At 70.3% G+C, this 23,561-nt stretch carries 22 protein-coding genes; 8 read left to right on the plus strand and 14 right to left on the minus strand.

Annotated elements, in window-relative coordinates:
* Positions 1-31: 31 nt before the first annotated feature.
* From QTN24_RS10775 to QTN24_RS10785, 3 genes are all read right to left on the minus strand, one after another.
* A complete protein-coding gene (locus QTN24_RS10775) occupies positions 32-415 on the minus strand; it encodes a hypothetical protein (protein ID WP_313836958.1) in 384 nt (127 codons plus the stop codon).
* Between the two features lie 72 nt (positions 416-487).
* Complete coding sequence (locus QTN24_RS10780) at positions 488-1,324, minus strand: siderophore-interacting protein (RefSeq protein ID WP_313836960.1); 837 nt, start codon at positions 1,322-1,324, stop codon at positions 488-490.
* A 2-nt stretch (positions 1,325-1,326) separates the two neighbouring features.
* Positions 1,327-2,019: a PadR family transcriptional regulator gene (locus tag QTN24_RS10785; protein ID WP_313836962.1), complete on the minus strand. Its 693-nt coding sequence runs from the start codon at positions 2,017-2,019 to the stop codon at positions 1,327-1,329.
* A 180-nt stretch (positions 2,020-2,199) separates the two neighbouring features.
* Here QTN24_RS10785 and QTN24_RS10790 point away from each other — a divergent pair, with 180 nt between their 5' ends.
* Positions 2,200-2,793 (plus strand): 2-hydroxychromene-2-carboxylate isomerase, encoded by a 594-nt coding sequence (locus tag QTN24_RS10790; RefSeq protein ID WP_313836964.1) that lies wholly within the window; start codon positions 2,200-2,202, stop codon positions 2,791-2,793.
* Positions 2,794-2,809: 16 nt separating this feature from the next.
* Here the strand turns inward: QTN24_RS10790 and QTN24_RS10795 are convergent, their stop codons facing one another.
* The 3 genes from QTN24_RS10795 to QTN24_RS10805 form a co-directional block, all read right to left on the minus strand.
* A complete protein-coding gene (locus tag QTN24_RS10795; protein ID WP_313836966.1) occupies positions 2,810-4,354 on the minus strand; it encodes a methyl-accepting chemotaxis protein in 1,545 nt (514 codons plus the stop codon).
* Between the two features lie 147 nt (positions 4,355-4,501).
* Positions 4,502-4,999 (minus strand): DUF6644 family protein, encoded by a 498-nt coding sequence (locus QTN24_RS10800; protein ID WP_313836967.1) that lies wholly within the window; start codon positions 4,997-4,999, stop codon positions 4,502-4,504.
* A gap of 3 nt (positions 5,000-5,002) precedes the next feature.
* Positions 5,003-5,377 (minus strand): DUF6152 family protein, encoded by a 375-nt coding sequence (locus tag QTN24_RS10805; RefSeq protein WP_124685306.1) that lies wholly within the window; start codon positions 5,375-5,377, stop codon positions 5,003-5,005.
* A 178-nt stretch (positions 5,378-5,555) separates the two neighbouring features.
* Between QTN24_RS10805 and QTN24_RS10810 the strand changes: the two genes are divergently transcribed.
* Entirely contained in the window at positions 5,556-6,719 is a 1,164-nt protein-coding gene (locus tag QTN24_RS10810) for a DSD1 family PLP-dependent enzyme (protein WP_313836969.1), read from the plus strand.
* 12 nt (positions 6,720-6,731) lie between these two features.
* Here the strand turns inward: QTN24_RS10810 and QTN24_RS10815 are convergent, their stop codons facing one another.
* Positions 6,732-7,214, minus strand: coding sequence for a hypothetical protein (locus tag QTN24_RS10815; protein WP_124685308.1), 483 nt, complete (start codon positions 7,212-7,214; stop codon positions 6,732-6,734).
* A gap of 456 nt (positions 7,215-7,670) precedes the next feature.
* On the opposite strand from QTN24_RS10815, the gene QTN24_RS10820 reads away from it, so the two are divergent.
* The 5 genes from QTN24_RS10820 to QTN24_RS10840 all read left to right on the plus strand — a co-directional run bounded on the left by QTN24_RS10820 (position 7,671) and on the right by QTN24_RS10840 (position 13,053).
* Positions 7,671-7,877 (plus strand): hypothetical protein, encoded by a 207-nt coding sequence (locus tag QTN24_RS10820; RefSeq protein WP_313836972.1) that lies wholly within the window; start codon positions 7,671-7,673, stop codon positions 7,875-7,877.
* Between the two features lie 61 nt (positions 7,878-7,938).
* On the plus strand, positions 7,939-10,083 hold the full coding sequence (locus QTN24_RS10825; protein WP_313836973.1) for a phosphocholine-specific phospholipase C: 2,145 nt from the start codon (positions 7,939-7,941) through the stop codon (positions 10,081-10,083).
* A 233-nt stretch (positions 10,084-10,316) separates the two neighbouring features.
* Positions 10,317-11,231, plus strand: coding sequence for a LysR substrate-binding domain-containing protein (locus QTN24_RS10830; protein ID WP_124685311.1), 915 nt, complete (start codon positions 10,317-10,319; stop codon positions 11,229-11,231).
* 20 nt (positions 11,232-11,251) lie between these two features.
* Positions 11,252-12,283 (plus strand): M14 family zinc carboxypeptidase, encoded by a 1,032-nt coding sequence (locus tag QTN24_RS10835; protein WP_313836975.1) that lies wholly within the window; start codon positions 11,252-11,254, stop codon positions 12,281-12,283.
* Positions 12,280-13,053: an alpha/beta fold hydrolase gene (locus QTN24_RS10840; protein WP_313836976.1), complete on the plus strand. Its 774-nt coding sequence runs from the start codon at positions 12,280-12,282 to the stop codon at positions 13,051-13,053. The genes QTN24_RS10835 and QTN24_RS10840 overlap by 4 nt, the downstream gene beginning before the upstream one ends.
* Before the next feature lie 61 nt (positions 13,054-13,114).
* Here the strand turns inward: QTN24_RS10840 and QTN24_RS10845 are convergent, their stop codons facing one another.
* A complete protein-coding gene (locus QTN24_RS10845; protein ID WP_124685314.1) occupies positions 13,115-13,729 on the minus strand; it encodes a TetR/AcrR family transcriptional regulator in 615 nt (204 codons plus the stop codon).
* 153 nt (positions 13,730-13,882) lie between these two features.
* Positions 13,883-14,386 carry a copper resistance protein CopQ gene (locus QTN24_RS10850; protein ID WP_313836978.1) on the minus strand — a complete coding sequence of 168 codons (504 nt, stop codon included), beginning with the start codon at positions 14,384-14,386 and terminating at the stop codon, positions 13,883-13,885.
* Between the two features lie 462 nt (positions 14,387-14,848).
* On the opposite strand from QTN24_RS10850, the gene QTN24_RS10855 reads away from it, so the two are divergent.
* The gene (locus tag QTN24_RS10855; RefSeq protein WP_313836980.1) at positions 14,849-15,730 is read left to right on the plus strand and encodes an alpha/beta hydrolase; all 882 of its coding nucleotides are present in this window, start codon (positions 14,849-14,851) and stop codon (positions 15,728-15,730) included.
* A 12-nt stretch (positions 15,731-15,742) separates the two neighbouring features.
* Here the strand turns inward: QTN24_RS10855 and QTN24_RS10860 are convergent, their stop codons facing one another.
* The 5 genes from QTN24_RS10860 to cobW all read right to left on the minus strand — a co-directional run bounded on the left by QTN24_RS10860 (position 15,743) and on the right by cobW (position 23,468).
* Positions 15,743-16,816 (minus strand): methyl-accepting chemotaxis protein, encoded by a 1,074-nt coding sequence (locus QTN24_RS10860; RefSeq protein ID WP_124685317.1) that lies wholly within the window; start codon positions 16,814-16,816, stop codon positions 15,743-15,745.
* Positions 16,817-16,915: 99 nt separating this feature from the next.
* The gene (locus tag QTN24_RS10865; protein WP_313836981.1) at positions 16,916-17,533 is read right to left on the minus strand and encodes a vWA domain-containing protein; all 618 of its coding nucleotides are present in this window, start codon (positions 17,531-17,533) and stop codon (positions 16,916-16,918) included.
* A gap of 56 nt (positions 17,534-17,589) precedes the next feature.
* Positions 17,590-18,600 (minus strand): ATP-binding protein, encoded by a 1,011-nt coding sequence (locus tag QTN24_RS10870; protein ID WP_313836983.1) that lies wholly within the window; start codon positions 18,598-18,600, stop codon positions 17,590-17,592.
* The gene (gene cobN / locus QTN24_RS10875) at positions 18,597-22,379 is read right to left on the minus strand and encodes a cobaltochelatase subunit CobN (protein WP_313836985.1); all 3,783 of its coding nucleotides are present in this window, start codon (positions 22,377-22,379) and stop codon (positions 18,597-18,599) included. The genes QTN24_RS10870 and cobN overlap by 4 nt, the downstream gene beginning before the upstream one ends.
* Before the next feature lie 18 nt (positions 22,380-22,397).
* Complete coding sequence (gene cobW, locus QTN24_RS10880; protein WP_313836987.1) at positions 22,398-23,468, minus strand: cobalamin biosynthesis protein CobW; 1,071 nt, start codon at positions 23,466-23,468, stop codon at positions 22,398-22,400.
* Positions 23,469-23,561: the final 93 nt, after the last annotated feature.

A 23,561-nucleotide genomic window follows, 5' to 3' on the forward strand; every position in this document is an offset into this window, starting at 1 on the left:
GCGATCGCACAACTGGCCGTCGCCACAAAAATCAGAACATGCCGCCCGGCGGGCTGGTGGGACGGTCCGCCGGCAGGTTGCGCACGATGCAGTCCAGCGCGTCGGCGTTGGCCTTGCTGCCGCCGAACGTGGCGGCGATGGCGTCGCGGTACTGCGGCACGGTGATGCGGTTGTAGTAGAGCCGCGACGTCTGGTCCAGCCAGTAGACGTAGTTGCTGTCGCTGTCGTCCGATCCGCTGCGCAGCCATTCGCCCAGCGGCTGGCTGCCCAGGCGCGTATTGGCGCAGACGTCCTGCACCTTGTCCAGATAGCTGTTGAGGCCGCGCGCCTCGTAGTTGCGGAACGAATCGGGCGCGCAGGCGGCCAGTCCGATCGAGGCTGTCAGGGCGGCGAGCAACAGGGGCAGACGTGGCATGGCGGGGTCCGTGGCAATGGGCGTGCTGGCAGTGTAGCCGCGCCGCACGCCCGCGCAAACCATACTTTGGGTTCAGTCGTCCAGCGTCTCGTGGACGGCCGCGTTGCCGCGCTTCCAGTAGGCCGACGCGCGGATGCGCGTCTTGTGGATGCCGCGCTCGTTCACCAGGTGCTGGCGCACCTCGCGCATCGCGGCGGCCTCGCCGGCGGCCCAGACGTAGCCCTCGCCCTGCGGCAGCGTCAGCCAGCGCAGCGTGGGGGTGAGCTGGCTGCCTTCCGGCACGTCGCCGCCCTGTGCATCGCGGTGGGCATCGCGGAAGATCCAGTGCACCTCGGCGTGCGGGCCGGTGGCCAGCGGGATGCGCGCCGATGCATCGGCCACCTCGGCCACGACGATCACGCGCGCATCGGGCCCCAGTTCCTCGATGCGGCGGCCGATGGCCGGCAGCGCGGTGTCGTCGCCGATCAGCAGGTGCCAGTCGAACCCGTGCGGAATCACGAACGACCCGCGCGGGCCGCCCACGCCCAGGGCCTGCCCCGGCCGGGCCTGCGCCGCCCACGTGGACGCCGGGCCATCGCCATGCAACACGAACTCGATGTCGAGCTCGCGCGCGGCGTTGTCGTAGCGGCGCGGCGTGTAGTCGCGCGCCTGGGGCCGGGGCTGGCCCTCGGGGAACACGATGCCGTCGGGGCCTACCTCGGGCAACACCGGCTGGTGGGTGCCCGGCGCGGGAAAGAAGACCTTGACGTGGTCGTCGAACGATGCGGATACGAAGTCGGCCAGGTCGTCGCCCCCCAGCGTCACGCGCAGCAACTGCGGCGACACCTGGCGCGTGCGCAGCACCTGCAGCCGGCGCATCTTCAGCGGATGGCGCACGCGCTGCACGGTCAGGTCGCGGTTATCGCTCATGGTCAACCCCCCGGCTGGCTGGCGCCGCGTTCGATCTCGTCGACGGCGCGTTCGAGGATGGCGGCGATGCGGCGCTGCTCGTCGGCCGGCGCGCCGCTGCGCATCATCAGCATCTGCTTGAGCCGCGCGCGGGCCTGCACCAGTTCCGGCGTCCAGCCGCCTTCTTCCACGTCGCGCTGGGGCTGGCCGCTCATGGCGCGGCGCATGAAGTCCATCTTGCGCGCCACGTGCTGCAGGCGCGCCACCATCTGCTCCAGGCGGGCGCGGTGCTGGTCCAGGTAGGAGCGGCCGGCCTGGGATAGCTGGTAGCGCTTCTTGTTGCCTTCCAGGTCGACAGTGGCATAGCCCACGTCCTCCAGGAACGTCAGCGCCGGGTAGACCACGCCCGGGCTGGGCTTGTAGAAGCCGCCGGTGCGCGTCTCCAGCGCCTTGATCAACTCGTAGCCGTGCGACGGCTTTTCGTCGAGCAGCGACAGCAGCAGCAGTTGCAGGTCCTCGGCGCTGAACTTGCGGCCCCGGCGCAGGTTGTCGCCGTCAAAGCCGTCGTCGCCGCCGAAGTCTCCCCCGCCGCCGCCCGACCAGAAGCCGCCCCGCCCCATCGCCGCCATCATCATCCGGCCCATGCCGTGGTGGAAGGGATGGCCGTGGCCGTGAGCGTGGCCGTGGTGGCCCCGGTGTCCGAAAAGATGTCGCATCGTGCACTCCGTTATGTCGTAAGACGTATCGTAAGATATATATCGTACGATATAAAGTCAAGACGGATTTCGCGCTGCCAACTGGGCCGGACAACCGCGCGGAGTTCCTGTCACAATGCAAGCCACCCCGGCCCCGCGCCGGCGGCCAAAGACCCGACACGACCACGACGGAGACAGCCCATGACCAGGCAGGTGGAGTTTTTCTTCGATTTCGGCAGCCCCTATTCGTATCTCGCCTACAAGGAACTGCCGCGCGTGGCGGCCCGCACGGGCGCCACGATCGTCTGGCGGCCGATGCTGCTGGGCGGGGTGTTCAAGGCGACGGGCAACCATAGCCCGATGGAGATCGTGGCCAAGCGCCAGTGGTCCGATAGCGACCTGACCTGCTGGGCGCGCCGCTACGGCGTGCCGTTCCGGCACAACCCGCACTTTCCGGTCAACACGCTGGCGCTGATGCGCGGCGCGGTGGGCTACCAGCGCAAGGGCGACGCCGACTTCCAGCGCTACGTGGACGCCATCTACACGGCGATGTGGGAAGCCGGCCGCAACCTCAACGATCCGAACGAGATTGGCAAGGTGCTAGCCGAGGCGGGGCTGGACCCGCGCGAGGCGCTGGCGATGCTGGACGATCCCGAGGTCAAGGCCGAACTGAAGCGCGCGACGGAAGACGCCGTGGCGCGCGGCATTTTTGGCGCGCCAAGCTTTATCGTCGACGGCCAGCTTTACTGGGGCAACGACCGGCTGCTGTTCGTCGAGGAACAGCTCGCCGGCTGAGCGCGCCGCCCGGGGGTCAGGCCAGCCGGAACGTCGCCACGGCGGCGGCTAGCTGGTTGGCCTGGGCTTCGAGCGAATCGGCGGCGGCGGCCGCCTGCTCCACCAGCGCGGCATTCTGCTGGTTGACCTGCTCCATCTGCGACACGGCCTCGCTGACCTGCGTGATGCCGCTGGACTGCTCGATCGACGCCGCCGAGATCTCGCTCACGGTATCGGCCAGCCGCTTCACGGCCGCCACGATTTCCTCGATGGTGCTGCCGGCCTGCTCCACCTGCTGGCTGCCGGCGTCCACCTTGTCGACCGACGAGTCGATCAGCCCCTTGATCTCCTTGGCGGCATTGGCGCTGCGCTGCGCCAGGCTGCGCACCTCGCCGGCCACCACGGCAAACCCCCGGCCCTGCTCGCCGGCCCGCGCGGCCTCCACGGCGGCGTTCAGCGCCAGGATATTGGTCTGGAACGCAATGCCGTCGATCACGCCGATGATGTCGACGATCTTCTGCGAACTGCTGTTGATCTCGCTCATCGTATGCACGACGCCGCGCACCACCTCGCCACCGCGCGCGGCCAGGTCTGCCGCGTTGCGGGCCAACGTGCTGGCATGCGTGGCGCTCTCGGCATTGCTGCCGACGGTGGAGGTCAGCTCCTCCATGCTGGCGGCGGTCTGCTCCAGCGCCGACGACTGCTCCTCGGTACGCGACGACAGGTCCGTGTTGCCGGCGGCAATCTCGCGCGCGCCGGTGGTCACCGCATCGGAACCCGCGCGCACCTTGGCCACGGTCTGCGTCAGCCCCGCCTGCATGCGGGACACCGCATCGAGCAACTGGCCGATCTCGTTGCGGCCCGCGCGCGGCACGTCGATGGTCAGGTCGCCGTCGGCCACGCGCATGATCAGGTCGCGCGCCAGGTACAGCGGCGTCACCACCAGCTTGCGCAGCGCCAGGTGCACCGCGACGATCAGCGCGGCCGACATCGCCAGCCCCACGCAGACCAGCGCGATCACCCGGTTCAGGCGCGCGCGCCCTTCGGCCATCGCATCGTCGTTGAGCTTGGTGGCGAACTGCTGAAAGCGCTCCACGCCGGCCGAGTACCTGGCGCCGGACGCCGTGATGTCCTTGTCGTTGATGGCGGCGTAGGCGTCGGGGTCGCCCTTGCGCAGCGCGTCCAGGCCCCGCTGCACCACGTCCATGTGGGCGCGGCCGGCGGCGACGATGTCGTCGCGGGTGGCGGCATCCTGCTCCGGAAAGGCCGGCGCCTTCTCGAACGCATCAAGCTCGTCCTTCGACTTGCCGATCGACTTCTGCGCGCTGGCCAGCGCGTCGTCGTTGGCCTGCCCGCTGGCCTTGGCCGAGCTGTACGCGCGCGTCAGCGCGGAGCGCGCGCGCGTCATGTCCTTGTAGGCGTCGTTGAGCAGCAGCGCGCGCGACGCAATCACGTGGATACGTTCCGCGGCGTCGCTGCTGGCGCTGAGCTGGCTCACGCCAAGCACCGCGCCGAATACGATCATCAGGCCGAAAATCACAAGCGTCGCCAGCAGGCCGTGGCGAATACTGAGGTTGTTCATCAAGGGGGCTCTACACGTATGGATTCAGCCCGCCTTAACGTCGCACCACCCTGAAAGCTTGAGACGCGCGCTGCCCGGCGTTTGCGCTACATCAAATTGAAGGGCCACCATGCGGCGCTGACGCCACATGACCGCCACCGGCTGGGGCTAGACGTAGGCAATCAGCCGTCCGGCGCAGATCACCAGTGTCCACGTCACCAGCGACAGCACCGCGCACGCGCGGGCCAGCGGGGGCGGCGCGCGGCGCGTCTCCCAGCCCGCGCCGGCGTGCAACTGGCGATACGGCCCGGCGTGGAACCACGCCGCGTTGGCCACCCCGAACGCGATCAGCCCCAGCTTGACCAGGAAGGCGCGGTTGGCGACCAGTTCATCGGCATGCGCCACGAACAGCAGCGCGCCACTGGCCAGGATGACGACGAAGCCGACCACCGACGCGGGCAGCGCGTGCCGCAGCAGCAGCGACACCGGCAACTGGCGGCCCAGCCCGGCGAGCCGCAGGTCCACCACGACGATCGATCCGAACAGCAGCCCCATGCCGGCCAGGTGCAGGATCTCGCAGGCGGGGTACGCCCATGGCGACGCCCGCAGCCATACCGCGAACGGCGCCGCCGCCAACTGCGCGGCCCAGCCATCGAGCCAGCCCATCGGTCAGCGCAGCTCCACGGTCTGGCCGCCGTCGAACGTGATGCGCTCCACGCGCATTTCGTCGGCCTTTTCCTTGCTGGCGTAGCCGACCATGGTCACCTGCTGGCCGACGGCCACCTTTTCCGCCGTGGCCCCGCGCGACGTCATGCGCGACACCGGCGCCAGCACCGCGAACCAGCGCTTGCCCTGCGCGTCGACGCGGATCGTGGCGTGGGGGTTCTCGTAATGGGCTTCGACGATCTTGCCGGTCACGGTGAGCGGCTTGGTCTCGTCGTAGGTGGACCAGCCGTGGTGGGCCAGCGCCGGCGCGGCGGCCAGCGCGACGGCGGCCGTAGCGGCCAGCGCGATACGGGAAACGAGGGGACGCAGGGCGAACATGTCGGACTCCTGGAGCGTGGATATGGGGGCGCGGATGGGCTGGCGGGCAGCGCAACCGCCGCAAGGGACACCCCACCCATCGTAGATGACCGGGGCCGGCCCGCCAAGCCGAGGCATCCCGCACGCCGTGTTACGCTGTGGCCGCCTGTCAACGGTCATCTCCCACGCAACTCCCGCCATGTCCACCGCCTTCGATCTGCCGCCGGCCGCACGCCCGGGCCAACCCGCCGACACCATCGACACCCCGTCGCTCGTACTGGACCTCGACGCCTTCGAGCGCAACGTGGACCGCATGCAGCGCGCCGCCAACCGGGCGCGCGTCAAGCTGCGGCCACACGCCAAGGCGCACAAGTGCCCCGATATCTCGCTGGCGCAGATCAAGCGCGGCGCGGTGGGCATCTGCTGCCAGAAGATCAGCGAAGCGATTCCGTTCGCGCGCGCGGGCGTGCGGGACATCCACATCAGCAACGAACTGGCCGGGCCGGCCAAGGCGGCGATGCTGGCCCAGCTGGCCCTGCGTGCGCACGTCAGCGTCTGCGTGGACGACATGGCGCAGATCGACATCCTGGCCAAGGCGGCCGAAGCGGTCGGCACCCGGTTCGACGTCTTCATCGAGGTCAACGTCGGCCAGGGGCGCTGCGGCGTGACCGACCCGGCCGCGATGCTGCCGCTGGTGGACCGCATCACGCGGCTTCATCCGCTGTCGCTGTGCGGCCTGCAGGCGTACCACGGTGGCATCCAGCACCTGCGCGGCTGGCAGGAACGGCGTGCCGGCGCGGCGCGCGCGGCGGATCGCACCGGCGCGTTCGTGGCCCGGCTGGAGGCCGCCGGCGCGCGCAACATGGTGATTACCGGCGGCGGCAGCGGCAGCGTGGAGTTCGACTTGCAGAGCGGCGTCTACACCGAGATCCAGCCCGGCTCGTACGTGTTCATGGACGCCGACTATGGCGCCAACGAGTACCTGACCGACGAGCGCCCCGCGTCGACGAACTGCGAGCACAGCCTGTTCATCGCCAGCGCGGTGATGAGCGTGGCGGCCGGAGATCGCGTGGTGGTGGATGCCGGCCTGAAGTCGATGGCCGTGGATTCGGGGCTGCCGTGGATCTGGAATGACGGCGCGCGCTCGGAGACGCTGGAATACGTGGCGGCCAACGACGAGCACGGGATCATCGCGCCCAGGCTGGCCAGCCGCGTGCGCGACCTGCCCGCGCTGGGCAGCCGCGTGATGCTGGTGCCGGGCCATTGCGACCCGACGCTGAACCTCTACGACGAGATCATCGGCGTGCGCGACGGCGTGGTGGAATGCGTGTGGCCGGTGGCGGCGCGGGGCCTGAGCCGCTGAGCGGCCCGGGCGTCAGGCGAACTGGGCCACCAGTTCGTTGAGGTCGGCCGGCACCCAGGCGGTGCCCGACCATTTCTCGAAATGCAGGTCCGAGAGCGGAATCGCCGACAGCGTGCCGACCCAGTCGGTCGGCGCGGCGCCACAGCGCAGGCCGCTGGCGACCATCGTCATGGCCTCGGGCACGTCGATGTCGGCCACGCGCGTCACCGTGGGCCACGGCAGCAGCCGAAGGTCCTGCTCGGGCAGCCCGAACCGGTACAGCCCGAAGCGCGCATGCAGCGCGGCGCGCGACAGCGACTGGCGCGCGGCGCTCAGCCCATCGTCGCGGGTGGCGGACGGGTCCCACTGCTGGTTACGGGAGAACCACAGGATGCCGTCGCCGGATCGCGGCGCGCTCGCGTGCCCCACGGCCGGCATCAGTTGACCTGAGCGGGCAATGGCGACAAGCGGTGTGCCGACCGTGTAGTGCCAGACGAATCCGTTTTCCTGTTCCATGTGAAGCTCCTGCAAACGCGCATCGATCCGCCTCTACTCTGGTGGCGGCCTGCCCCGTTTACAAGCAAGGTCACGGCCTGTTGCGACCGCAACAAAAATAGCGCAATCCGGGTCTATTGCCCGGTGGCGACCCTGCAGCCCTTGTGGGGCCTGGGTCTGCCGAAAATGCAGCGGCGCCGCGGGGGCGCGGCGCCAGCGTGGATCTGAGCGAAACGTCTAAAACCTTAGCACACGGCGTGGTGCGACGCAGCACGAATTGCATGGCAGATGCACGTTTCGGCATCGCAAAAGGCACTTGGGCCGCAAGTCTTTCGTATCCTGCCCATGTATGCAATGTCTGTACATGGACCACAAAATTCGCGAATGCCGGCATCGGAAATCTTGATGCGCATGTCACCGGGGTGACCTCCGGGCTGCTTACGCTGCGGTCCGTTCCTCCCCACGAGCCAACAGACCATGACCCAAGCCATCCGACACCTTGCCAGGCGCAGCCCCCCAGGCCTGCTGGCCGCCGTGCTGCTCTGCGCGGCGCTGGCCGCCTGCGGCGGCGACAGCGACAGCCCGGCCACGCCCGGCACACCCGGCACGCCCAATACGCCGGGCAACCCCGGCACCGGCGCCAGCACCCCCGAAGTCACGCCGCAGATGAAGTGCGCGCCCTGAGGGCCCGCCCCACGACCGTACGTCCGCCCTTTCGCGCATCCGACCACTCAGGCATTCCGACATGACTTCCAGCAGCCGACGCAATTTTCTCAAGATGGCCGGCGGCAGCGCCGCGGCCACCGCCGCGCTTGCCGCGTTCCCGCCCGCCATCCGCCGCGCCCTGGCCATCCCGGCCAACAACGCCACCAAATCGATCCGCGACGTCGAGTACGTCGTGGTGCTGATGCAGGAAAACCGCTCGTTCGACAACTACTTCGGCACCATGGCCGGCGTGCGCGGCTTTGGCGACCGCATCACGATCCCGCTGCCCGGCGGCCGCAACGTGTTCCAGCAGACCTACGCCAACGGCAACGTCAACCGCGTGGTGCTGCCCTATCACCTGGACCAGACCGCCGGCAACGCCCAGCGCGTGAACGGCACGCCGCACAGCCAGCCCGACGCGCAGGCCGCGTGGGACCTGGGCCGCATGAGCGCCTGGCCCACCGCCAAGCAGACCCAGTCGATGGGCTACTACACCGAGCAGGAACTGGGCTTCCAGTTCGCGCTGGCCAACGCGTTCACGATCTGCGACGCCTACCACTGCAGCTTCCACGGCGGCACCAACACCAACCGCCTGTTCCACTGGACCGGCACCAACGACCCGGCCGGCACGCACGGCGGCCCGGTCATCGACAACCGCGGCGATTCGCTGGACGCCACCGGCATCAACTACACCTGGACGACCTACCCGGAGCGCCTGCAGGCCGCCGGCGTGAGCTGGAAGGTCTACCAGAACATGCCGGACAACTTCACCGACAACCCGCTGGCCGGCTTCCAGCAGTACCGCGCCGCCAACGCCGCGCGCGGCAATGCCGCCAACGGCTCGCCGTACCCGCCGTACACCCCGGCCGACGACACCGCCAACCCGCTGTTCAAGGGCATCGCCAACACCATGCCCGACGGCGGCTTCCTGCAGGCGCTGCGCGACGACATTGCCGCCGGCACGCTGCCGCAGGTGTCGTGGATCGTGGCGCCGGCCACGTATTCGGAGCACCCGGGGCCGTCGAGCCCGGTGCAGGGCGCGTGGTACACCCAGCAGGTGCTGGACGCGCTGACGGCCAATCCGGACATCTGGAGCCGCACCGTCCTGCTGATCAACTTCGACGAGAACGACGGCTTCTTCGACCACGTGCCGCCGCCGTGCGCACCGGCGCTGGATGCCGCGGGCCAGCCGGTGGGCCACACGACGATGAACGCCGACACCGAGTACTACAGCGTGGACAAGACGCCGTTCGGCCCGGGCCCGCGCGTGCCGATGTACGTGGTGTCACCGTGGAGCCGCGGCGGCTGGGTCAACTCGCAGGTGTTCGACCACACGTCGGTGCTGCGCTTCCTGGAGCAGCGCTTTGGCGTGGCGGAGACCAACATCAGCGCCTATCGCCGCGCCATCATGGGCGACCTGATGAGCGCGTTCGACTTCGTCAACCCGAACGGCAACTTCACGCTCGGCGTCACGCCGCTGACCAAGGCCGGCGCCGACGCCGCGCGCACCGACCAGGACGCCAAGCCGCAGATCGCCGCGCCGACCGTGCTGGCGCAGACCATGCCGAAGCAGGCCAGCGGCACGCGCCCGTCGCGCGCGCTGCCCTACTCGCTGCACACCAGCGGCCTGGAGGAGCCGTTGACCAATACGTTCCGGCTGCACTTCAGGAACGACGGCCAGCAGGCAGCCGTGTTCCACGTCTACGACCGCCTGCACCTGGGCAACGTGCCGCGCCGCTATGCGATCGAAGCCGGCAAGGAGCACATCGCCACGATCGACGTCAGCGCCAGCGGCGGCCGCTACAACTTCTGGGTGCTGGGCCCGAACGGCTACCACCGCGCATTCGTGGGCGACATCACCGCCCAGAAGGCCGCCGGCGGCGGCGCCGCGCCGGAGATCCGCGTCTGCTACGACGAGGCCAACGCCGCCGTCTGGCTCACGCTGTTGAACCGGGGCTCCGCGCCGTGCACGTTCACGGTCAAGCCAAACGCCTATCGCCAGGACGGCCCGTGGACCTTCGAAGTGCCCGCCGGCGGGGACCACGACCAGCACTGGCCCGTGGCGGCGCAAGGCAACTGGTACGACTTCACGGTCACCACCCAGCAGGGCGGCTTCAGCCGCCGCTTCGCCGGCCGGCTGGAGAACGGCAAGCACACCACGTCGGATCCGGCGATGGGCGGTTGATCCACCCCGGCTTGTCTGCTCCCCTCTCCCGCCTGCGGGAGAGGGGCTGGGGGTGAGGGCCGGCCGCTCAATATGCGGACACGGTCGGCAAGCAGACCCTCCCCGCCCTCACCCCCGACTCCTCTTCCGCCTGCGGGAGAGGGGAGCAGACCCTCGCCCGCCCCCCTTCGTCACCCTGTCACATTTCCGCCTTATAGTCCGCGACCATTGCCTTTGGTCTATCGGATACCCCCATGCTTGGCGACCTGCTGACGACGTTCTACGAGGTGGCGCGACAGGGCAGCATCACCACGGCGGCGCGGCAGTTGCGCGTGAGCCAGCCCACGGTCACCGGTCGCATCCGCCAGCTTGAAGAGCTGTACGGGGTGGAACTGTTCCATCGCCGCGCCAGCCGGGTGGACCTGAGCGACGTGGGCGTGGCGCTGATGCCGCTGGCCGAGCAGATCATGCAGCAGGAAAGCAATGCCGACTTCCTGCTGCGCAACGCGGGCAACCTGCGGTTCGGCAACCTGCGCATCGGGGCCACCGGGCCGTACTACATCCTGCGCAGCGTGGCGGCGTTCCGCCAGCGCTATCCGGCCATCGAGATCAGCATCGAGATCGGCAATTCCAAGCAGATGATCGACGCGCTCTACGAATACCGGATCGATGCCGCGGTCTCGTCGCACGCGCTCGACGACGACCGCCTGCACCGCGTGACGCTGGCCGCCGACCCGATGGTGCTGGTGGTGCATCCCGTGCATCCGCTGGCGCGCCGGCCGCGCGTGGAGGTGTCCGAACTGGCCGCCTGCCACCTGCTGGTGCGCGAGCAGGGGTCGATGACCCGCGAGGCCACCGAGGCGTCGCTGCGGGCCGCCGGCGCGGGCATGCCGTCGCATACCGTGATCGGCAGCCGCGAGGCCATCTGCGAGGCGATCCGCCACAACCTTGGCGCCAGCGTGATGCCAGTGGGCGAGGTGCCGCACGACCCGGCGCTGGTGGCCGTGCCATTCGCCAGCGAGGCGCCGGTGATCCACGAATACCTGTACTGCCTGGCCGGCCGCCGCCATACGCGGCTGGTGGGCGCCCTGCTGGACTGCCTGGTGGCGCCGCTCGATGCCGCCGGGCCGCGTTGCGAGGCGCCGCCCCCAGCGCCTATATTGAACTGACCCGCCCCCGCACCCCGCCGATGACCGGTCAGGCCCCCCACGCTTTTCCAGAATACGATCAGCTCCTGACGCTGCTGGAGCTGGGCGAGCCCTGGTTCGACACCCGCAGCGCGTGCCAGGTGAGCGTGGCCGACCGCACGCTCGACGTCCACGTGGCCAGCCTTGGCACCCGCGCGCCCGACGCGCCGGCCATCGGCATCTTCGGCGGCATCCACGGGCTGGAGCGCATCGGCACCCAGCTCGTGCTGGACTACCTGCGCTCGCTGCTGTGCCGGCTGAGCTGGGACGAACTGCTGCACCGCCAGCTCGAAACGGTGCGGCTGGTGTTCATGCCGATCGTCAATCCGGGCGGCATGTACCTCGCCACGCGCGCCAATCCCAACGGGGTGGACCTGATGCGCAATGCGCCGCAGAATGCCGATGCCCCGGTGCCGTTCCTGGCCGGCGGCCAGCGCATCGGCAAGTGGCTGCCGTGGTATCGCGGCCGGGCCGGATCGCCGATGGAAGCCGAAAGCCAGGCGCTGCTGCGCGTGGTGGAACAGGAACTGCTGCCCCGGCCGCTCAGTTTCGCGGTCGATTGCCATTCCGGCTACGGCTGGCGCGACAGCATCTGGTTCCCCTACGCGCGCACGCACGCGCCGATGCCACACCTGCCCGAGATGTACCTGCTCAAGACCATGTTCGAACAGGCCCACCCCCACCACGGCTACGCCTTCGAGCCGCAGAGCCACCAGTACCTGCTGCACGGCGACCTGTGGGACTTTGCCTACGACCGCACGCCGCCGGCCAACCTGTTCCTGCCGATGACGCTGGAACTGGGCTCGTGGCTCTGGATCAAGAAAAACCCGCGCCAGTTGTTCTCGCGCGCCGGCATCTTCAATCCGATCAAGGCCCACCGCACCGCGCGCGTGCTGCGCCGCCACGTGAGCCTGTTCGACTTCCTGGGCCGCGTGGCCGTGGCGCCCGAGCGCTGGCTGCCGCACGGCCAGCACCGGCAACTGCTGCTGGACCAGGCGCGCGCGCACTGGCAGAACGGCAAGACGGCGCCATGAGCGGCTGGATCTTCCTGCGCGGGTTGACGCGCGAATCGCGCCACTGGGGCACCCTGCCCGAGCGCTGGACCGCCCACGGGCTGCCGCCGCCGCTGATGATCGACCTGCCCGGCAATGGCAACGCCCGCCACCTGCCCGTGCCGGCCACCGTGCGCGGCATGACCGAGGCCGTGCGCGGCGCGGCGCGGGCGTCGCAGTGGCCGGGGCCGTGGCACATCCTGGCGATGTCGCTCGGCGCGATGGTGGCCACCGACTGGGCGCAGGCGTGGCCGGGCGAAGTGGCCGGGCTGGTGCTGGTCAACACCAGCATGCGTCCGTTCAGCCGGGCCACCGAGCGGCTGCGGCCGCGCAACTGGGCCGCCATCGCCGGCATGGTTCGCCACTGGCACGACCGGCCGCGCTGCGAGAGCACAATCCATCGGCTGACCTGCGAACGGCTGGATACGCGCGACGCCGACCTGGCGCGCTGGGTCGAAATCGGCCAGACCGCGCCGGTCACGCGGGACGCGGCCTGGCGCCAGCTGATGGCCGCCGCACGCTTCCGGGCTCAGCCGGCGGCGCCGGCGCGTCCAATGCTGATCGTGTCGTCCGACGCCGACCGGCTGGTCAATCCGTCCTGCTCGGCCCGGCTTGCCGATGCCTGGCGCGCGGCGCGGCACGTGCGCCATCCGTGGGCGGGCCATGACCTGCCGCACGACGATCCGGAATGGTTGTGTGAAACGGTGGGGGCCTGGGTGGCCGAGGGGTCGCGGCGCACGCATAAGCAGTAAGCGCCGGATCAAACAAAACGGCCGCCTAGTGCGGCGGCCGGTACGGCAAGCGACGGGAGTGTTACAGCGATCCGCAGGTGATCTGCGAATCCAGCAGCGCCTTTGCCCGCTTGTTGCACAGGGCGCCGAGCAGCGTTTCGGCCGCCGCTTCCAGCCGATCCTGCGTGCCGAACAGCCGCGCCGCGATCAGGCCGCTCTGAAGCGAACCGTAGATCACCTGCGCCAGCATCGCCGGGGGCACCGGGTAAGGCGTCTCGCGTTCCCGCTGGCCGCGTTCGAGAAGCCGCGTCAGCCACGCCTCGTTGATGTGATAGAACTCCTTGAGCACGTGGTGCACCGACTCGGGCAGGCTCAGGATCTCCGTCGACAGCATGCCGGCCAGGCAGATCTGGCCGGAGCCGCACGTCTGGCGCAGCGGTTCCAGGTACTGGCGCGCCTGCTCCAGCACCGGCAGGGCCGGGTCGATGCCCGCCAGCCGTTCCGAGATCCGCCGGCTGTACTCCTTTACCGCTTCCAGCAGCAGGTCGTCCTTCGACGGGAAGTAATAGTGGATGCTGGACGTCTTGACGCCCACCAGCTCGGCCAGGTCACGATAGCTGAAGCCGTTGGCGCCGCGGCTGCGGATCAGGACCAGCGTATGTTCGAGCAGTTGCTCGCGGACGGGTTGGGTTTTCATGGCTGGTACTTTATCTACACGAAGATAGATACTCAACCGGGATTTTCCCGGAGTCAACTGCGGCCGTACAAATGGGCAGGCGCGCACCTTTTTGGGGTGCGCGCCTGCGTCGGCGGGCGTCAGGTCCTGACGCGATGCTCGACTACTGCGGGATCAGGCCAGGGCGCCGTCGGTGTAGACGTCGGTCGAGCGGGCACCGTCGAAGTACGGGTTGCGCGGACCGTTGCCACGGGCGCCGTCCAGATACGGATCGACCTTGCGGCCGGGGCTGGCGGACACACCCTTCGTGTCCAGGCCGGCCACGAAGCGGGCGCCGTCCAGGTACGGGTCGGCGGTGCGGGCACCGTCGGTAAAGCCGTCGCGGTTGCTGATGCGGGCGCCGCCCGAATACACGTCGCGGTTGGCGATGCCGGCCACCAGGCCGTCACGGTTGGTCACGCGGGCACCGTCGGTGAAGGCGTCACGGTTGCCGATGCGGGCACCGTCGGTGAAGGCATCGCGCTGGCCGATGCGGGCGCCATCGGTTAAGGTGCTGCGGGCGTCGTTGACGCGGTAGGTGTAGCCGTAGGCTTCGCCACGCGGTTGGGCGGCTTGTGCGGCACCGGTCACGAAGGCGGCGGCGAGGGCGGCGGCGGTCAGGATGGTCTTGGCGTTCATGATGCTCTCCTTGGCTGGGGCGGCGAGATCCTGGTTCGTTGGCGGATCGTGCTGCCCGGATGTTTGGCAAAGTCGGCGGCCTGCCCGGTAGTCCCCGCTAGCGTGATGCTATCTACTGCTAGATAGAGGATCGGACCTAAAAAAACCGCCGTCGGAACGGCAACCTCTGGTATTGCGTGGACGGCGGCGCTGGGTTCGTTTCGGCTGGCTTGCCGGTTCGTTCCGGTGCGTCGCTGTCCATGGCGTGAATACTATCTACCTGTAGATAGATTCGCAAGGACAAGATGGCGATCCAGGCCAAAAACTTTTCTATCGGGCCGATTGAGCGACTTTATTTCGTAGATATACGATTGATTCACAAGGAGAAAATCGTCCCGAATCCGTGACGATTGTCCGCCGCGCCTGACGATTGCCCCGCCGAGTGCTACGGTTATCACACACTCGCTCTCGTCGAACGACACCATGACCGAGCCCACCGCGCCGCCCGCGCCCCCCACGCCCCTGAGCGCCCGCCACTGGTTTTTCGGTGCGCTGGGCCTGGCCGGCCTGGCGATGGCGGCCGGCATGGGCCGCCTGCTGCTGTACCGCGCCATCGAGCGCGAGGCATTCGGGCCGGGCCAGCCCGGCACGCTGACGCCCGACGACCTTGGCGTCACCTCGCATCAATTCCGGTTCGACAGCGGCGACCGCTCGCTGCACGCGTCGTGGGTGGCCGCGCCAGACCCGGCGGCGCCCGCGCTGGCGGTCTTCCATGGCGACGAGGAATCTCTGGCCGACTGGGCGCCCGTGCAGGCGCTGCTGCACGCGGCCGGCATCAGTTCGTTCGTGTTCGATTACAGCGGCTATGGCGCCAGTTCCGGCACCGCCAGCGTGCGCCGGCTGCGCCAGGACGCGCTGGCCGCCTACACCCAGTTCCGCGCCGCCGCGCCGCGCGCGGCGCGGCATGTCGTGATGGGGTATTCGCTGGGCAGCGGGGTGCTGCTCGATGTGCTGGGCGGCCTGCAGCCCCTGCCGGACGGCGTGGTGATCGGCGCCGGCTTTCGCTCAGCCCGTGCCGCCGCCGTGGCGACGGGGCTGGTGCCGGGCTGGCTGGCGTGGGCGCTGCCCAACCCCTGGGACAACATCGCGCGGCTGCGCGCGCTGAAGCTGCCCGTCATGCTGATCCACAGCCGGTGCGACGCCACCATCCCGTTCCACCACGCCGAGCACCTGGTGCGCGCCACGCAGGGCCCGAGCCGGCTGGTGGTGTTCGAATGCCTGCCGCACAACGCCGCCATCGACGCCACGTGCATGAAGACGTTCTGGGCGCCCGTGATCGGCTGGCTGCGCAGTAGCCGGCTGTAGCCGGCCCGGCGCCTACAGCCGGAACTCGCCCACCACCTTCTGCAGCACCTGCGCCTGGTCGGCCAGTGCCGACGACGCCGCGGCAGCCTGCTCCACCAGCGCGGCGTTCTGCTGCGTCACGTCGTCCATCTGCGTCACGGCGACGTTGACCTGCTCGATGCCCTCGCTCTGATGCTCGGACGCCACGGCGATCTCGCCCAGGATCTGCGTCACGCGGCGCACCGCCTGCACGATCTCCTCCATGGTCTGCCCCGCCTGCCCGACCAGCGCCGAGCCGCTTTCCACCTGCCGCGCCGAGTCGTTGATCAGCACGTTGATTTCCTTGGCCGCCGCCGCGCTGCGCTGCGCCAGCGTGCGCACCTCGCCCGCCACCACCGCGAAGCCGCGGCCCTGCTCGCCGGCCCGCGCCGCTTCCACGGCCGCGTTCAGGGCCAGGATATTGGTCTGGAAGGCGATGCCCTCGATCACGGCGATGATGTCCGTCACCTTGCGCGAGCTGGCGCTGATGGCGTCCATGGTCTGCACCACGTTGCCGACGATGGCGCCGCCGCGCTCGGCGATGCCCGACGCCGACGCCGCCAGCCCGTTGGCCGTCCGCGCGCGCTCGGTGTTCTGCTTGACCATCGACGTCAGCTCGCCCATGCTCGACGCCGTTTCCTGCAGCGTGGCGGCCTGTTCTTCCGTGCGCTGCGACAGGTCCGTGTTGCCCACCGCGATCTGCTGCGACGCCGACGAGATCGAATCGCTGGCCGCCTTGATCCGCGTCACCAGCTCGGTCAGCATGTCCTCCATCTCGCCCAGCCCGCCCAGCAGGCGGCCAAAGTCGCCGCCGCGCTCGGTCTCGAAATCCTTGCTCAGGTCGCCGGCCGCCACGGTCTCGGCGATGAATTCGGCCTCCTTGAGCGGTTCCTCGATGGCCCGCGCCAGCCGGAACCAGCACACCACGCTGAAGACCAGCACGACGATGCCCAGCGTCCAGAGCCAGCTACGCGTGCTGCCATCGGACACATGGCCCTGCGCCAGCACCAGGATGGCCGCCACCAGCAGCACGTTTACGCCAAATGCCGCGCCCAACCGGGTGCGCATGCTCAAGTTGTCCCAGGCCATGATCGATTCCGCTCCACGTTTGCCGCCCCGCGTTGTCCGGGGCTATCGATGGGCTAACGGCCCGGGCGGCCGGAAACTTTAGCGGCCCTGCGCCAGCGATTCGGCGGTGCGGTAGTCCGCGTCCCAGGCGGCGGCGATCTGGCGGCAGCGGCCCAACGGCTGGGCGTGGCGCTCCACGTCGACGATGGTTGCATGGTCGGCCCACGCCGGCCGCGCGGGCGCCTCGGGGCTGCGGCCGTCGGTCAGCAGCCAGAGCCAGCGCTGCTGCGCCGGCCAGCGGCGCGCCTGCCGCGCCAGCAACTGGTCGGCACGCGCCACGCCCAGCGCCAGCGGCGTGCCGCCGCCGCCCGCGATCGGCCGGATCCAGTCGTCGTTCCACGGCCGCGCGCGCGACGGTGCCAGCCGCACTTCGGCCTGCAGGCCGGCAAAGCAGACCAGCGCCACGTCGGCGCGCGCCTGATAGGCACGCTCCACCAGCCGCGCCAGCACGCCCTTGGCCAGCGCCAGCGGCTCGCCGTGGGCCATCGACCCCGAACAGTCGAGCACGAAGCAATGCAGCACGCCGGCGCGCGCCGCGGTGCGACGGAAGCGCAGATGGCCCGCATCGAGCGTCGACTGCCGCCGCGCCGCCAGCGTGCGCGGCCAGTGCACGCGCGTGCCCGGCGTGCCACTGGGGGCCGTCTGCCGGGGCGACAAGGGAGCCTGCCACCGGTGGCCGCCCTGCCGGTCCTGCGCAGACGGCCGCCGGTGGCTCAGGCTTTTTTTGGCGCGAGCTTCCCGAACGGTTTCAGCGGCTTGACGTCGGCCATGCCCGGCGGCGTCGGCGGCGGCAGCGCGCCCCACGGGTCGTTCGATGGCGCCGGGTCCGGCGCGGGCGCCTGTGCCGCGTCCGCTTCGGGCGACAACGCCTGGCGCCGATGGTGCAGCACCAGCTCGGCCACGGCATCGACGTGCCCGGTGTCGATGGCCGCCGCGCCCTGCCACGCAGCCAGCGCGCGGGCGGCGCGCAGCATCACCAGGTCCGCGCGCACGCCATCGACGGCCGCCGCCAGACACAGCGCGCTGACGCGGTCGTGCACGGCGTCGCCAAACGGCAGCCCGCCCAGCGCGCCGCGCGCCCGCGCCACGCGCGCTGCAAGATCGGCCTGCCGCTGCGCCACCGCCGCGCGAAAGCCCTCGGGGTCGGCATCGAACGCCAGCCGGGCCCGGACGATGGCCTGCCGCGCGGCCGGGTCGGCATAGTTCGACAGCGCCAGCGCCAGGCCGAAACGGTCCAGCAGTTGCGGCCGCAGTTCGCCCTCTTCCGGATTCATCGTGCCGACCAGCACGAAGCGCGCCGCGTGCTGGTGTGACACGCCGTCGCGCTCCACCACGTTGACGCCGCTTGCGGCCACGTCCAGCAACTGGTCGACCAGCGGATCGGGCAGCAGGTTGACCTCGTCGACGTACAGCACGCCGTCGTGCGCCCGCGCCAGCAGGCCCGGCTGGAAGCGCACCTCGCCCTGCTGCAGCACGTGGGCCAGGTCCAGCGTGCCGGTGAGCTGTTCCTCGCTGGCGCCCAGCGGCAGCGTTACGAACTGGCCGTGCGGCAGCAGCTCGGCCAGCGCGCGCGCCGCCGTGGACTTGGCCGTGCCGCGCGGCCCGGTCACCAGCACGCCGCCGATGCCCGGGTCCACGGCCGCCAGCAGCAGCGCCTGCTGCAGCGGCGCCTGCCCCACCAGGGCACTGAACGGAAAAATCGGGCGCAGGGCCGTCTTCGTCATGGCATGCCTTCCAGATGCTGCTCGTTGTCGAGCAATAGATGTTCGATGCGGTCCTTCTGGTCGCCCGGCGCCTGCCAGAGCCCGCGCGCCATGGCTTCCAGCAGCCGCTCGCAGATGCCCTGCAGCGCGCGCGGATTGTGCCGCGCCAGAAAGTCGCGCGTGGCGGGGTCGTGCACGTAGGCTTCGGCCACCAGCGCGTACTGGTGGTCGGCCACCACGCGCGCGGTGGCGTCGTAGCCGAACAGGTAGTCCACCGTGGCGGCCATCTCGAAAGCCCCCTTGTAGCCGTGGCGCTTGACGCCGTCGATCCACTTCGGATTGACCACCCGCGTGCGGATCACGCGCGCGATTTCCTCCTGCAGCGTGCGCACGCGCGGCGCCGCCGGGTTGGCGTGGTCGCCGTGGTAGATCGCCGGCTGCGCGCCGCCCAGGTGGCGCACGGCCGCCACCATGCCGCCCTGGAACTGGTAGTAGTCGTTGGCGTCGAGGATGTCGTGCTCACGGTTGTCCTGGTTCTGGACCACGGCGTCGATGCCGGCCAGCCGCGTGGCGAACGTGTCCGGCGCCGCCACGCCCTCGGTGCCTTGGCCGTAGGCATAGCCGCCCGCATGCAGGTAGGCGTGCGCCAGGTCGGCATCGGTCTGCCAGCGCCGCCCGTCGACCAGCGCCTGCAGGCCCGTGCCATAGTCGCCGGGCCGAGCGCCGAAGACGCGCCATCCCGCGCGCACGCGGGCCGCGTCGGGCGCCATGCCCCGCGCTTCCAGCGCCTGCTGCTCGGCCAGCACGCGGGCGCGGATCGGGTTGACGTCGGCTGGCTCGTCCAGCGCGGCCACGGCCTGCACGGCCGCGTCGAACAGCGCCACCAGGTTGGCGAACGCATCGCGGAAGAAGCCCGACACGCGCAGCGTCACGTCCACGCGCGGCCGGTCGAACACGGTCATCGGCAAAATCTCGAAGTCGACCACGCGATGGCTGCCATGCGCCCATTTCGGCCGCACGCCCATCAGCGCCATGGCCTGCGCGATGTCGTCCCCTCCCGTGCGCATGGTGGCCGTGCCCCAGACGGACAGCCCCACCGCGCGCGGATACTCGCCATGCTCCTGCAGGTGCCGCTCCACAAGCTGGCTGGCCGCGCGCAGGCCGAGCGTCCACGCCGTGCGCGTCGGCACGGCGCGCGTATCGACCGAGTAGAAGTTGCGGCCCGTGGGCAGCACGTCGGGCCGCCCGCGCGACGGCGCGCCGCTGGGGCCGGGCGGCACGAAGCGGCCAGCCAGCCCGCGTTCGAGCTGCAGCAGTTCCTGCGCGCCGCAGGCGTCCAGGCGCGGCGCCACCGTATCGCGCAGGCGCGCCAGCACCGCCGCCGACTGCGGCCCGATGGCCGCGCCGTCGTCCAGCAGCCGCAGCGCCAGCGCTTCCAGCCGCTCGCGCGTATCGCCATGGTGGCGCCACGGCGCCGCGTCGACCTCGGCTAGCAACGCCGGGCGCGGGCCGATCCACGGCGCGGCCCAGTCCGCGTCCAGCGGGTCGAAGCCGTCGCCGAGCGCAAGGTCGGCCGCCAGCGCCGTCAGCAGGCTGGCCCGGCCTTCGCGGCCGTCGCCAACGGGGAAGCGGCCCAGCGCGGCCAGCGTATCGCGCCGCTGCCGGCCCTGCGGCGACTGGCCGAACACGTGCAGCCCGTCGCGGATCTGCGACTCCTTGAGTTCGCAGAGCCAGGCATCGGTACGGTTCAGCAGCGCGTCTTCTTCCTCGCCACTGGCCGGCGCGTCGATGCCCAGCTCGCGGTGCAACTGCTGGTCGACGATGGCCCGCAGGATGCCCTTGCGCAGCAGCTTCGCGCGGCGCGGGTCCACGGTCAGTGCCTCGTAGTACTCGTCGACCTGCCGCTCCAGGTCCTGCAGCGGGCCGTAGTTCTCCGCGCGCGTCAGCGGCGGCATCAGGTGGTCGATGATCACGGCCTGCGCGCGGCGCTTGGCCTGCGCGCCTTCGCCGGGGTCATTGACGATGAACGGGTACAGGTGCGGCAGCGGGCCCAGGATCGCATCGGGCCAGCACGTGTCGGCCAGTGCCACGCTCTTGCCGGGCAGCCATTCCAGGTTGCCGTGCTTGCCCACGTGGACCACCGCGTCGATGGCGAACACGTGCCGCAGCCAGAAATAGAACGCCAGGTAGCCATGCGGCGGCACCAGCTCGGCATCGTGGTAGCTCGCGTAGTCGTCCACGCCATAGGCGCGGGCCGGCTGGATGCCGACGAACACGTTGCCCGCGCGCACGCCGGCAATCATGAAGCGCCCGGCGCGGACCATCGGATCGGCCTCGGGCGGGCCCCAGCGCTGCGCGATGGCCGCCTGGTTCGCGGCCGGCAACCGGGCCAGCCACGCGCGGTAGTCGTCCAGCGCCACGCTCTGGAACGCGGGGCGTGCGGCGTGCTGCGCGATGTCGTTGGTCACGCCGCGCGTCAGGCCCTGCATCAGCGCGTCGCCGTCGGCCGGCAGCGGCCCGGTGGCGTACCCGGCATCGTGCAGCATGGCGAGTATCCGCACGACCGACGCCGGCGTATCGAGCCCTACCCCGTTGCCGATGCGGCCCTCGCTGGCCGGGTAGTTGGCCAGGATCAGCGCCAGCCGCTTGTCGGCCGCCGGCAGCGTGCGCAGCCGGCACCAGCGGCGCGCCAGTTCCGCGACAAAGCCGATGCGGCCAGCATCGGGCTGGTAGCGCACGACATCCACCTGGGTGTGCGGGCAGCGGTAGGCCAGCCCCTTGAAGCTGATGGCGCGCGTGATGATGCGGCCATCGACCTCGGGCATCGCCACGTGCATGGCCACGTCGCGCGTGCCCAGGCCCTGGCTGTCGGCCAGCCAGTCCTCGCGGTTGCCGCCGCTCAGGATGACCTGCAGCACCGGCGCGTCGTTGGCCAGCGGCGCGTCGGCCTCGCCGGCGTTGTCGAGCGAGGCCACCGAGAAGGCCGTGGTGTTCAGGACCAGCGATACCGCGTGGGCGTCGCACAGCCGCTGCAGCACGTCGCGGCACACCGGCTCCTTGAGCGAGCTGACCGCCAGCGGCAGCGGGCACAGGCCGGCGTCGAGCAGCGCATCGGCCATCGCGTCGAACACGTCGGTATTGCCGGCCTGCAGGTGCGAGCGATAGAACAGCAGCGCCACCACGGGCGCGCCGCCGAGGCCGCGCGCGGCCCATTCGCGCTGCCAGTCGGCGGCCGTGGCCACGCCATGATCGCGGTGATAGAGCGCGGCCTGCGGCAGGCCCTGCACCGGCAGCACCGGCTCCGTGTGGCCGAACGCATGCTGGCCCAGGCAGCGGAAGAACTGCTCGGCGTTGCCGGCGCCGCCTTCGCGCAGGTAGCGCCAGAGCTGATGCGACAGCGCCGCCGGCGCATTGCCCAGCCGCGCGAGGTTGTCGTCCTCGGCCAGGTCGCCGGAGAACATCACCAGTAACTGGCCGCGCGCCCGCGCGATCTCGGGCAGGCGTTCCAGCCCGTAGGCCCAGTCGCTGGCGCCGCCCAGGTGGTCCACCACCACCACGCGCGCGTGCTGCAGCACCTCGTCGACGTAGAGATCGAGCGACGCCGGCTGGCGCAGGTACATCTGGTTGGCCAGCCGCACGGTGGGATAGCCGGCGCCGAGCCGGGGCACCGCAGCGGCCAGCAGCGACAGCGTGGTGTCGGCCGCGCTGAGGATGACGATGTCGCCCGGCGTCTGGTCCATGCGCAGCACGACGCCGTTGTCCTCGACAAAGCCGCCGGGACGGGTGGACAGCAGGTGCATCGCGCCAGCGCCTGGTGGTCAGCGCGTGGCGCCCAGCGCGGCGTCCAGCGATGCCTGCAGCGCCGCGCCGTCCAGGTCCTGCCCGATCAGCACCACGCGCGTGCCCTGCGGCTCGCCGGCGCGCCAGGCGCGGTCGAAATAGCTGTCGAAGCGCTGGCCCACGCCATGCAGCACCAGCCGCATCGCCTTGCCCGGCAGCGTGGCAAAGCCCTTGACGCGGTAGATCGTGTGGTCGGCCACCAGCTTCTGCAGCGCGGCGACCAGCGCGTCGCGCTCGACCGTCCCGGCCTGCACGACCACGGAATCGAACTCGTCGTGATGATGATCGGCATGGTCGGGGTCGTCGGCGCTGCCGTGGTAGTCGGGCCGCAGGTGGATCGTCTCTTCCGACGCACGCTGCAGGCCCAGCAGCATCGCCACGTCGAGCTTGCCGGCCTGCGCGGGCACGATCTTGACCTCGGCCGGAATCTCGGGCCGCACCAGTGCCTCCACGGCCGCCAGCTGCGCGGCGTCCATCAGGTCGGTCTTGTTCAGGATCACCAGGTCCGCGCTGGCAAGCTGGTCCTCGAACAGTTCGTGCAGCGGCGACTCGTGGTCGAGATTGGGATCGGCGCGGCGCTGGGCATCCACCGCCACCGGATTGGCCGCGAACTGCCCGGCCGCCGCCGCTGGGCCGTCGACCACGGTCACCACGGCATCCACGGTGAACGCGTTGCGGATGCTCGGCCAGTGAAACGCCTGCACCAGCGGCTTGGGCAGCGCCAGCCCCGACGTCTCGATCAGCACGTGGTCGATCTGGCCGCGGCGCTCCAGCAGTTGCTCCATCACCGGGAAGAACTCCTCCTGCACCGTGCAGCACAGGCAGCCGTTGGCCAGTTCGTAGAGCTGGCCCGTGGGCTCGCCGGCATCGTCGCAGCCAATGCCGCAGCCCTTCAGGATCTCGCCGTCGATGCCGAGTTCGCCAAACTCGTTGACGATCACCGCGATGCGCCGCCCGTTGGCGTTGTCGAGGATATGGCGCAGCAGCGTGGTCTTGCCGCTGCCGAGAAAGCCCGTGACGATGGTGGCCGGAATCTTGGAGGTCTGCATGCGGGGGATGGGCGTGATTTGCGAAGGCGATCAGGATACGGACATACGGGGGGGCTGTCTATTTGGGGGTGCCTGGCGTGGGGTGGTGGGTCT

Origin of the sequence: Cupriavidus sp. SZY C1 (assembly GCF_032190535.1) — a bacterium.
In the GTDB taxonomy this organism is placed as follows: domain Bacteria; phylum Pseudomonadota; class Gammaproteobacteria; order Burkholderiales; family Burkholderiaceae; genus Cupriavidus; species Cupriavidus pauculus_C.